The following is a 10,761-nucleotide window of genomic DNA, read 5'->3' on the forward strand; positions in this document are numbered from 1 at the left end:
CCTAAAACTACGAATTGTTAAAAGTCTCCGGTTTTAGCGAGAAGCACCGACCACTAAACGAGAGCGATCGCAACCAGATAGGATTCATCTGCGTCAGCAGCCTCTTCTGGCGGCATACACGAGCCAGCAATCGCCCTCTGCTGCGATCGCAGAGAGTCTCTAGATTTAGTGCAACCAGAGCCACTCCTTAACTTTCAAGGGATTCGTTAGAAAATCAGCAAAAGCTAAAATCCGATTAGTGAATCTACACATTAAGTTGAAAAACCAGGAAAAGGCTCAATTTTTTCAGCAGTTCGCCACTTTGCTGAATTCTGGCATTTCAGTACAGCAAAGCTTAAATTTGGTTGAGCGCGATCGCAATTCTCCCTTCGGGCGCTATCTGCAAACAGTCAGTGTAGCGGTGGATTCTGGGCAAGATTTGGCTTCTGCTTTGACACTAGACGCTCGATATTTTGATGGTTGGACGATTAGCCTTATTCGGTTAGCAGAATACAGCGGATCGCTAGCAGCGACGTTTGAGAGATTGGCAACGGCGGCGGAAGCCAAAGTCAAACGAGAACGCCTCTATCGTTCGGTGGGAATCGCCGCGATCGCTCTGATTTGGAGTCTCTTGGTACTCGCCGCCGCACTTTTCAAGCGAAATCCTCAAAAGCTCTCCCATCCTGGTTTCTGGTTGTGTAGTTTCGGATTGGCATTGCTTTTGGTTGGGGTAACTGTCCTAAATTCTCGCTTTCCCGGACGCGGTTTACAGCGGTTGGCGGCGCAACTTCCCGGTTTGGATAAAGTCATGCAAGCGCGATCGCTCCTTTACTTTACCGAGCTGTCATTGCCTTTAAGTTGCGGGGTGCCAATTCTCGCCGCGCTGGAATTGTTGCGCGATCGCATCCCCGATCCTCAGATGGCAACCCACGTAGCAAAAGCTGCTCGGCAAATTCGTCTCGGTAGAAGCCTCACCGAAAGCCTGCAAACCAAGTTACCGCCACTTGCAATCCAATATATTCGCACTGGCGAAGAAACCGGCAATCTAGATGCGGCGCTGCGAAAATTGGAGCAATATTACCAAAGCGACTTAGAGAAACGTTTGAGACAGTTGGAGGGAATCTTGCGTCCTTTGAGTCTATTAGCGATTGGAGGTTTAGTGCTTTTAGTGGCAATTCGAGCAATTAATTCGCTAATAAACTCTTTGCCAGGATAACTTTATGCGTGATGAAACAGAGGGATTAAAAAAATGGCTTATAATTCTGCCATTTATATTTATTGGCATAGGAGTGATAGTTTTCCGGGTTTTATGGCAAATTGATGTAGTCCCCATTGAGCACTTTAAGAATTCTTCTAAAATCCTGACTACAAAGGAGTTTATTGAGCTTAAAAGGCAGGGCGTCAACTCTGTTATTGAAGGATTAAAAGTTGTTGCGACCACCTTTGGAGGAGCCGCAATCCTCTTTAACGTTTTCTACGCAGCGAAGCGAGCTAAAGCGATGGATGATAGCGCGAACGCTGCCAATAAAAGCGCTGATGCAGCTCTAGATAATGCTAAAGCTGCTCTAAAAAATGCAGAAGCGGCACAAGATAAGCAAATCACAGAACGCTTTACTAAAGCAGTTGAACAGCTTGGTTCTGATAATATCTCTATCCGTTTAGGGGGAATTTATGCTCTAGAACGAATTGCTAACGATTCCGAAAAAGACCATTGGACAATTATGGAGGTGCTAACAGCTTTTGTGCGAGAGAAGGCTCCTTTGAAGGAGGAACAGATACAGCAGGAGCAATTACCAAAAATCCCTACGGATATTCAAGCTGCACTTACAGTTATCGGACGGCGCGACGTAGATGAAGACCCAGAAAATCAACGGCTAAATTTACAACATACCAACCTTGATGGAGCAGACCTCAGTGCAGCTAACCTACAAGGGGCAAACCTTTTTGGAGCTAACCTACAAGGGGCAAACCTTTTTGGAGCTAACTTGCAAGGGGCAGACCTCAGGCGAGCTAACTTGCAAGGGGCAGACCTTTTTGGAGGTAACTTGCAAGGGGCAGACCTCATTGGAGCTAACCTGCAAGAGGCATACCTGTCTAACGCTAACCTACAACGGGCAGCTCTCACGGGAGCTAACCTGCAAGAGGCAGCTCTCAGGGGAGCTAACCTACAAGAGACATACCTCAATAACGCTAATCTGCAAGAGGCAAACTTGAGTGAGACCAACCTGCAAGGGGCAGACTTAGATGAAGCCAACCTGCGAGGAGTATACCTCAGGTCAGCCGAAAACCTAGAATACGAGCAAATCGAAAGAGCATTTGGAGATAGCAAAACTGTATTGCCGGACAATGTGGAAAGACCTGCACATTGGACGCAAGCTGGGGGAAAGACGGATGCGATCGCCCCAATATAGAACCCATTTTAGATCTAATTCCTGAAACTAAAAGCCTTGCAGCTAGCTGGTTTTATCCCGGTTCTTGCAAAAAACAGTCGAGTTTAAGCAGGCTCTATCATTGATCGCAAAGTAACGGCTTACTTCAAAGCCTTGCACCCCAGCAAAAGATGTCAAATGGGTTCTATACAAGAGGGCAATCGAATTTAGCTGAACTACGAGCTAAGTTACAAATTTTATAGATCGATCGTCAGGATTTTTTTCTTGCTTTTTTTGTCGCTCAACACGACTGTATTGTAGGGTGATGTATCCGTTTCCGGCGGAATTGGCAGCCAAAAACTGGGGTTTTTATGATCGAGTTCGCCTAAATCAATGCTTTTCTTTATATCGCCATCTGTTGCCAGATAAGCGGTAAGTTCGCCTTTATAATCTTCAATTAAAAAGTCGCTAAATAAAACGACTTGCCCACCCTCAGGATGTATACCAAGGATGACCTGACCGCTGAAAGTTACGCCTTTTCGTTCTTCATCAACCGTTGCCATGATGATTTCCGAGGGGTCTTGACCGGACATATCTGCCATAAACTTTTTTCTCTTGCGAATTCTCAACAATTGAAAATGATTTTACAAGAGCGCTATGGGCGATCGCAAAACTCTCAGGACGTATTTCTGCATCGGTCTTGCAAATGTATAGCCAAGTTACTTCGGGTTTAACGCCTAATTGGAAGATTGAGTAGGGATGAGTAGAGGCTGAAAGCGATCGCGAAGCGTTGCTGCTATAAGAGATCGCATCGCAGAAACCTGATAGAGAGGAGACGCTCTTGAAGTTTCCGGATTCTGTTCTAGCAACCTACGAGAGCCACGGGAAGGGGTAGGCAGGAACACCAAGGTCAAATGCTTGTAGGTCATTTTCAAGGGGTCAGGAAGCGATCGCCTAAACAGCATCCCAGCACAAGAGGGTAGTACAGAGATAAGCTTTGCTATGCCTATACAAGAGGGTCTAAAGTATTTATGTACAAGAGGACAAGGCAGGGATAAGCTGACCATGCATACACAAGAGGATAATGCAGGGATAGAGAGGCTTAGAACCCATTTGACATCTTTTGCTGGGGTGCAAGGCTTTGAAGTAAGCCGTTACTTTGCGATCAATGATAGAGCCTGCTTAAACTCGACTGTTTTTTGTAAGAACCGGGATAAAACCAGCTAGCTGCAAGGCTTTTAGTTTCAGGAATAGATCTCAAATGGGTTCTATAATGCTTGTCATTTGAATCAAATACAGAACCTAATCCCCTACCCTAAAAAGCAATCAGAAAAGCCCCTTTCCTTGTAGAAGAAAGGTTGGGAAGAGGTCACAATGTACTGCACCTAATTACAAACCCCAATATTTCCAATTTCTTAGCCCACACAGGCGGACTTTATTTGTGTAGCCTCAGCCTTCTAGGTGCGGGCACTATCAAGTAGGATTTAATCAACCAAATGTTGATCCATCCCAACCCCACATTGAACCCTTCGCATCAGCAAACTCAATGTAAATCCGGTTTGTAGATACACCAAGTTTTTCATTAATTTGCTGGCAAAAATCTTGGCTCATTGCCTTTGTTTGCGACGGACTCATGCTACCGACACTTTTAATTTCGACGTAGCAGACGGGATCGAGAGTTCCGCCAAATGTCATCGCCACACTCGGCTCAAAAGCTGTCATCACATAAGATTCCGGTTTGCCTGTATGCTTCGCTAATTTAGCAGAAAGACTTTTCAGCAGACCCTCAACAGTACCCCGATCGGGAGAATCAACAGAAGTTTGAACTTTGATTAGCGGCATAATCTTTTACTCTAATTCCTTTTAAAAGGGATTAGGTAATGGGTAATCGTTATTAGTCATTCGTTATTAGTCCTTTGCTACTAACCAATTACCAATTACCAATTACCAATTACCAATTACCCACCATATTGCCAAGGGGTATTTTCGAGTAAAAGCGGTTTACCCTCCCGGTGGACGCCAGCAGCGATCGCTTCCCCGACATAAACCGTATGATCGCCGTGTTCCACAGCACCGACAACCTTACACTCCACATAACCAAGGGAATCGGAGATGATGGGACAGCCGGTTTCTTGTCCTAGATAAAATTCCACATCTTCAAATTTATTACCGACGCGGCGCTGCGGCTTGAAGAATTTTTCCGCTAAGTCTTGCTGTCCCTCATCCAGGAAACTAAGCGCAAAAACGCCACTGGCTTTGATCATGGCGTGGGATTTAGAATCCTGCTTAACGCAATTCACAACCAGCGGTGGCTTAAACGAGCCTTGCATCACCCAGCTGGATGTGAAGCCGTTAACTTCTTCGCCATCTTTGACACCGCAGATATAGAGTCCGTGAGGAATCTTACGCAGAATAGTTTTTTTGGCTTGTTCGTCTAGCAAAGTTTTACCTGACAGCTACTGATACATCGCTTAGTTTATCAATGTCTTGGGAAGAAACATCAATCTGGAGATAGTTCCATAGGGGCATGACATTGCACAGCGGTTTCAAATTAAGATTTGGTGGTTGAAACCGCAGCTATACAGACAAAACCTGCCTAGCCTTCGGCACGCTTCGCTAACGCAGGTTCAAGAATGATTTTTCCTTAGTCCGCGAAGGCGGACTTCGTTTGTATAGCCGCGATTTCCAATCGCCAGGGCTTAAGTAGACTTAAAAGCAACCGAAGCGCAGAATGAGCGATCGCTTCTTAAGCAACCCCGTACTTCTTAAACCAAGCTTGTAGGCGTTTCCAGCCGTCTTCTGCTTCCTCTTTGCGGTAGCTGGGGCGGTAGTCGGCAAAAAAACCGTGGGGGGTGTCCGGATAAAGGATAATTTCCGAAGCATTGTCTGTTGCTTTCAGCGCCTCTTGCATCTTCTCGACTGTTTCGTTCGGAATGCCGGTATCGCTGCCGCCGTAGAGTCCCAGTACGGGCGCTTTCAGCTGATCAACTAGGTCGAGAGGATATTTGGGAATGAGGGGCAAAGACTCGCCTACTAAGCGCCCGTACCAGGCAACGCCAGCGTTTAGCGTAGGATTATGTGCCGCATACAGCCAAACGATTCGCCCACCCCAACAAAAGCCTGTAATTCCCAGTTTATCGGTGTTTCCCTTACTAGACTTGGCTGCCCAAGCAACCGTTGCATCCAAATCTGACATGACTTGGGCATCGGGGACTTTAGAAACTACTTTGGTGATAATTTCTTGAATATCGCTCATCCGGGAAACATCGCCTTGACGCGCATAGAGTTCCGGCGCGATCGCTAAATAACCTAGTTTTGCAAAGCGGCGACAGATATCTTGCAAATGTTCGTGGACGCCAAAGATTTCCTGCACAACTAGCACGACGGGGAAATTCTTACCCCTGGCAGGCATCGCCCGATAAGCGGGGATGGCTCCATCTTCTACGGGTATCTTCACTTCACCCGCCACCAAGCCTTTCTTATCGGTAGTGATGACTTGGGCAGAAATGGGGCGAACTGCTACGGCAAACCCTGCCGCCAGCGTAGAGGCCATGATAAATTCGCGGCGCGTGAATTTCATCAGCAGTTTTCTCCAAAAAACTTCTTCAAGTCTAGATTGTGCATCAGTTGGGCGGGGATAACTGCCGATGTTCTCGGCAGCAGCCTTCAGCGCTAGGCTAACGCCTCGCTTCGCTAACGCGATCGCGCAATCATATCCCATACGCTTTGAATTGATGCTGACACCTATGAGGACTTACGCAATAACTCTCTAAAACTCTTATTCCTTCGCGTCCTTGGCGTCCTTGGCGGTTCGTTTTTCCATAACGAGAGCGTAAGTCCTGATCTATGTTAAACGGACTTCTCAAAGCCCTGCTTCTCCGCAGCAAAACCTTCCCCCTGGAAGAAGCCGCAGCCGATCAACTGTTACAAGCTGGATCGAGGTGAGTAAAAGCATTTTGCTCATTAGCGATCGCTAGCTGTAGGGACACATCAATCGCTTCTACTCAAATTCACAGTTTACCGGGAGGGGTGATGCCGCAATATTTTGGAAAACTGCCTACGACAGGGACATCTTGGTCAACAATTGGAACGCTAAAAACCATAGAACGCCACGATCGAGGAATCTACGGCGATTGTGAGAATTCGCGCCTTGCAATTAGCATCCTGGCACCGAACTTAGTCCGAGTGCGCTGGGCACCGAATGGGGAATTGATGCCGCGTCGTTCGTGGGCAGTGACCTTGGATGATGCAGAATGGTCAGTCGTCCCCTTCCAAGTTCGGGAGACTGACGCAGCAGTAGAAATTGAAACCGAGCAGATGCGGGTGTACATCCACCGCCAAGGGTGCCGGATCGAGTGTTTTGATAAAAGTGGACGACCCTTCGCGCATGATACTGGAATGGGAATGGCTGGACGCATGGGTGCGATCGCTGCCTGGAAGCGCATCGAAGCCGATGAACATTTCTACGGTTTTGGCGAACGCACCAAGCTACTCGACAAACTCAGCGAAGTTCAAACGAATTGGACAGTTGACGCTTTGGATTACAGTTCATTTACCGATGAAATGTACCAGGCGATTCCATTTTTTATAGCGCTGCGTCCAGAACTCGCCTACGGTATCTTCTTTAACACTACTTTTTGGAGCCAGTTCGACATTGGTGCGGAACAACCGGGCGTCTATCGGATGGAAACGCGGGGCGATGAACTGGATTATTACATCATTTACGGTCCCGAACCGGCGCAAATTCTTAGCACCTACACCCAGCTAACAGGTCGGATGCAACTTCCGCCGAAATGGTCGCTTGGTTATCACCAATGCCGTTGGAGTTACGAATCTGAGGAGGTGGTGCGAGAACTTGCCCAGGAATTCCGCAACCGTCGCATCCCTTGCGATGTGATTCATCTCGATATTGACTACATGAAGGGCTACCGGGTGTTTACCTGGAGTCCCAAACGGTTCCCCGATCCTGCCCAATTGGTCAATGACTTGGCGCAGGATGGCTTCAAGACGGTAACAATTATCGATCCAGGCGTCAAGTACGAGCCGGAAGCCGATTACCACGTCTTCGACCAAGGGATAGAAAATGACTATTTTATCCGTAAGGCAGAGGGTGAGCTATTCCACGGCTACGTTTGGCCTGATAAAGCGGTATTTCCCGATTTTCTGCGTCCGGAAGTGCGCCAGTGGTGGGGCGACTTGCACAAAAGCCTAACTGAAGTCGGCGTTGCGGGTATCTGGAACGATATGAACGAACCGGCGATAGACGATCGCCCCTTTGGCGATCCGGGAAATAAAATATCCTTCCCCCTAGATGCGCCCCAAGGTTCGCCAGAAGAACGCACCACCCATGCCGAAACGCACAACCTGTATGGGCAATCAATGGCTCAATCGGCTTGCGAAGGGCTGAAGCGGCTGCGTTCTACAGAGCGATCGTTTGTGCTGACACGCTCCGGTTTTGCCGGAATTCAGCGTTGGTCGTCGGTGTGGATGGGCGATAATCAATCGCTGTGGGAGTATCTGGAGATGTCCCTGCCGATGCTCTGCAATATGGGGCTATCCGGTGTGGCGTTTGTCGGTTCCGATATTGGCGGTTTTGCTGGCAACGCTACGGCGGAATTATTTGCCCGGTGGATGCAAGTGGGAATGCTTTACCCGTTGATGCGCGGTCACTCGGCAATGAGTACGGCAAGACACGAACCTTGGGTTTTTGGCGATCGCGTTGAAGCCATCTGCCGCGAATATATTAATCTCCGCTACCAGCTATTGCCCTATATCTACACACTTTTTTGGGAAGCTGCAACTACTGGCGCACCGATTTTACGTCCTTTACTCTATCATTTCCCCAACGACCCGAAAACCTATAAACTCTACGACCAAGTATTGCTCGGTTCTTCCCTAATGGCAGCACCTATCTATCGCCCAGGGGTGGAATACCGCGCAGTGTATCTTCCCGAAGGCACTTGGTACGACTGGTGGACAGGAGAACGTTACGAAGGCGCGACGCATATCTTAGCTCATGCACCGTTAGAGCGAATGCCGCTATATGTGCGTGCGGGAGCGATTATCCCCATGCAGCCTGTGATGCAATACACGGATGAGCGTCTCATTGACGAACTCACTCTCCGCATCTGGCCTGGAGAGGGCGAGTTTAGGCTCTATGAAGATGATGGGCATACGTTTGAATATCAAACGGGTACTTTTGCCACTACAACTTACCGCGTTGATTCCCAAGGGCAACAAACGGTGGTTGAAATTCCAGCGCGAGAGGGCAATTGGACGCCACCCAGCCGCGAAACTATCGTGCAGCTAGTGGGTGTTGGCGAACAGCGTTTTGTTGACGATAGTACGGCGCGTCAACTGACTTTTTAAATTGGCTTGATAGAACCTCACCCCCAGACCCTCGACCTTCACGGAGAGGGGAGCCGGAGTGAGGAGGTGCTTCTAATGGGAGGCGCGATCAACCAGATTTAATTTCAATCCTTAACGGTCAGCGATTTGCTCTTGAGGGTGAATCGCTTTTTTTGGCATCCTTTACTTTCCATCAGAGCGATCGCTGATGCCCCTATCTGCAATCTTCTCGCTCAACCCTATTTTGTAAAAAAGAAATATCTCTATAGACAGATGCCAGAATTTTATTAAACCTTAAATCCACATAAAGTTTAACCAGAGAATTTTATTTTAGCTGTAAATTTAATTCTGATAGATGTTGAGAACTTCTATAAATTATTACTAAAGAACTGCCCAACTTTACAAAATCAACACGTCAGAAATGTCTAAACGATGTTAAATGCCTGTGCAAACCTCCCGCATTTGCATAAGTTCACAATGGGGATCAAAGCTAGATAGACTCATATTCCTAAAGAATGATTCATATAAATCATTCAATTGATTATGGATAATTATCAAAAAGGTTGCCATAATAGTCTAGAAAGGTAAATTGATTTTTCACTCATTGCATGTAGCTAAATTGTTACTTTAGCTACACTTTTACCGGATGGTATCGGGGTCAAATCTAGCAATTCTCTTGTTTTAAAAAACTTACTGACATGAAAACTTTAACAATGCAGCTCGTCCAAGCAATTCGCTGTCCTAACTGTGGCAGTCCGGGTGAACGGCATTACATTTCTAGCAGCCAGCTAACGCGGACACAATGCCGTACTTGTGACTACTTGATGGTGACTTGTTCTCGAACCGGGAGAGTAATCGAAGCATACGCACCCGGTCTTGATGCAAGTCGTCTGTAGAAGCAATCCTCAAAGAATTGCTTTTACTGAATTATTTAGAAGCTCGAAGTTGTCCGCAAGCAGCATTGGCTTCTAAACCACGAGAGTAGCGAACGCTAACAGCAATATGCTGTTTTTTCAGAGCTGCTACAAAAGCTTGAATCCGAGTAGAATCCGGACGCTGATAGTCAGCATCGTGGATAGGATTGTAGGGAATTAAATTGACGTGAGTTTGGAATCCCCGCAGGCGGGATGCAAGTTCATTCGCGTGTTGGGGAAGATCGTTCACACCCGCAAGCAGGACGTATTCAAATGTCAATCTGCGACCTGTTAATTGAACATATTCCCGACATTCTGCTAACAAATCTTCCAGGGGATATCGCTGAGCCGTAGGGATAAGTTTTTCCCGAAGTGCCTGATTGGGTGCGTGGAGGCTAACTGCGAGGGTGATTTGCAAGTGATGTTTCGCTAAATCGAGGATGCGATCGCGTACTCCCACGGTGGAGAGTGTCATCGAACGCTGTCCGATTCCCACATCTTTATTTAGTATCTCCAGCGCTCCCAGAACATTTACCGTATTCAGTAAAGGTTCGCCCATCCCCATAAATACAATATGGCTGACTCGTCGCTTGAAGTCTTCCTGAACCGTTAACACCTGATCGACGATTTCATGACGTGCGAGATTGCGGGTAAAACCGCCCTTCCCCGTAGCGCAGAAGTCGCAAGCCATCGGACAACCCACTTGTGAAGACACGCACACCGTGAGGCGCTTTTCTGTGGGAATGCCGACTGTTTCGATAATTTGACCATCTGCCAACCGCAGCAGATACTTCACCGTGTCATCTGGAGCGACAGAACGATGATGTATCGTAGAGCGTCCAATGGGGACATCTGCTACTTGGTCGCGCCACTGCTTAGAAAATACAGTAATTTCAGAAAGCGATCGCGCTCCTTTTTCATAAATCCACTGATGCAGTTGCTGTCCCCGATAAGCCGGTTGTCCTTGAGCAAGCACCCATTGGGTTAATTCAGCTAAATTTGCCCCTAAAAGAGGAGGAATCGTTCTGGCTGGGTTTTTATTCGTTACCCCCTGTTTAGCAACGGGAGCAGTTTCATCAAACTGATTTTGATGCTGACTGTCTGTAGAAGACTGAACCTGAGAGCGGGACGTAGCAGACATAAATAATCAA

11 protein-coding genes are annotated in these 10,761 nt (G+C 47.4%); 4 read left to right on the forward strand and 7 right to left on the reverse strand.

Annotation, left to right across the window (positions count from 1 at the left end; genetic code table 11):
• Positions 1–7: 7 nt before the first annotated feature.
• Positions 8–184: a hypothetical protein gene (locus tag NDA03_RS21555; RefSeq protein ID WP_348239081.1), complete on the reverse strand. Its 177-nt coding sequence runs from the start codon at positions 182–184 to the stop codon at positions 8–10.
• 54 nt (positions 185–238) lie between these two features.
• On the opposite strand from NDA03_RS21555, the gene NDA03_RS21560 reads away from it, so the two are divergent.
• A complete protein-coding gene (locus NDA03_RS21560; RefSeq protein ID WP_348239082.1) occupies positions 239–1,195 on the forward strand; it encodes a type II secretion system F family protein in 957 nt (318 codons plus the stop codon).
• A gap of 4 nt (positions 1,196–1,199) precedes the next feature.
• The gene (locus NDA03_RS21565; RefSeq protein WP_348239083.1) at positions 1,200–2,390 is read left to right on the forward strand and encodes a pentapeptide repeat-containing protein; all 1,191 of its coding nucleotides are present in this window, start codon (positions 1,200–1,202) and stop codon (positions 2,388–2,390) included.
• Between the two features lie 215 nt (positions 2,391–2,605).
• Here the strand turns inward: NDA03_RS21565 and NDA03_RS21570 are convergent, their stop codons facing one another.
• The 5 genes from NDA03_RS21570 to NDA03_RS21590 form a co-directional block, all read right to left on the reverse strand.
• The gene (locus NDA03_RS21570) at positions 2,606–2,950 is read right to left on the reverse strand and encodes a hypothetical protein (RefSeq protein ID WP_190821434.1); all 345 of its coding nucleotides are present in this window, start codon (positions 2,948–2,950) and stop codon (positions 2,606–2,608) included.
• 135 nt (positions 2,951–3,085) lie between these two features.
• Positions 3,086–3,277 (reverse strand): hypothetical protein, encoded by a 192-nt coding sequence (locus NDA03_RS21575; RefSeq protein WP_348239084.1) that lies wholly within the window; start codon positions 3,275–3,277, stop codon positions 3,086–3,088.
• Positions 3,278–3,836: 559 nt separating this feature from the next.
• Positions 3,837–4,190, reverse strand: coding sequence for a phenylpyruvate tautomerase MIF-related protein (locus NDA03_RS21580; protein WP_348239085.1), 354 nt, complete (start codon positions 4,188–4,190; stop codon positions 3,837–3,839).
• A 116-nt stretch (positions 4,191–4,306) separates the two neighbouring features.
• Positions 4,307–4,789 carry a flavin reductase family protein gene (locus NDA03_RS21585; protein WP_190435219.1) on the reverse strand — a complete coding sequence of 161 codons (483 nt, stop codon included), beginning with the start codon at positions 4,787–4,789 and terminating at the stop codon, positions 4,307–4,309.
• Between the two features lie 305 nt (positions 4,790–5,094).
• On the reverse strand, positions 5,095–5,931 hold the full coding sequence (locus tag NDA03_RS21590) for a dienelactone hydrolase family protein (protein WP_348239103.1): 837 nt from the start codon (positions 5,929–5,931) through the stop codon (positions 5,095–5,097).
• Positions 5,932–6,380: 449 nt separating this feature from the next.
• Here NDA03_RS21590 and NDA03_RS21595 point away from each other — a divergent pair, with 449 nt between their 5' ends.
• Together NDA03_RS21595 and NDA03_RS21600 are read left to right on the forward strand one after the other, a co-directional pair.
• Entirely contained in the window at positions 6,381–8,717 is a 2,337-nt protein-coding gene (locus tag NDA03_RS21595; protein ID WP_348239086.1) for a glycoside hydrolase family 31 protein, read from the forward strand.
• Between the two features lie 692 nt (positions 8,718–9,409).
• Complete coding sequence (locus NDA03_RS21600) at positions 9,410–9,592, forward strand: replication restart DNA helicase PriA (RefSeq protein ID WP_190414604.1); 183 nt, start codon at positions 9,410–9,412, stop codon at positions 9,590–9,592.
• Positions 9,593–9,623: 31 nt separating this feature from the next.
• On the opposite strand, the gene rlmN is transcribed toward NDA03_RS21600, so the two are convergent.
• Positions 9,624–10,751: a 23S rRNA (adenine(2503)-C(2))-methyltransferase RlmN gene (rlmN, locus tag NDA03_RS21605; RefSeq protein WP_348239087.1), complete on the reverse strand. Its 1,128-nt coding sequence runs from the start codon at positions 10,749–10,751 to the stop codon at positions 9,624–9,626.
• Positions 10,752–10,761: the final 10 nt, after the last annotated feature.

This window comes from Trichocoleus sp. Lan (assembly GCF_039961855.1).
GTDB lineage: Bacteria > Cyanobacteriota > Cyanobacteriia > Cyanobacteriales > FACHB-T130 > FACHB-T130.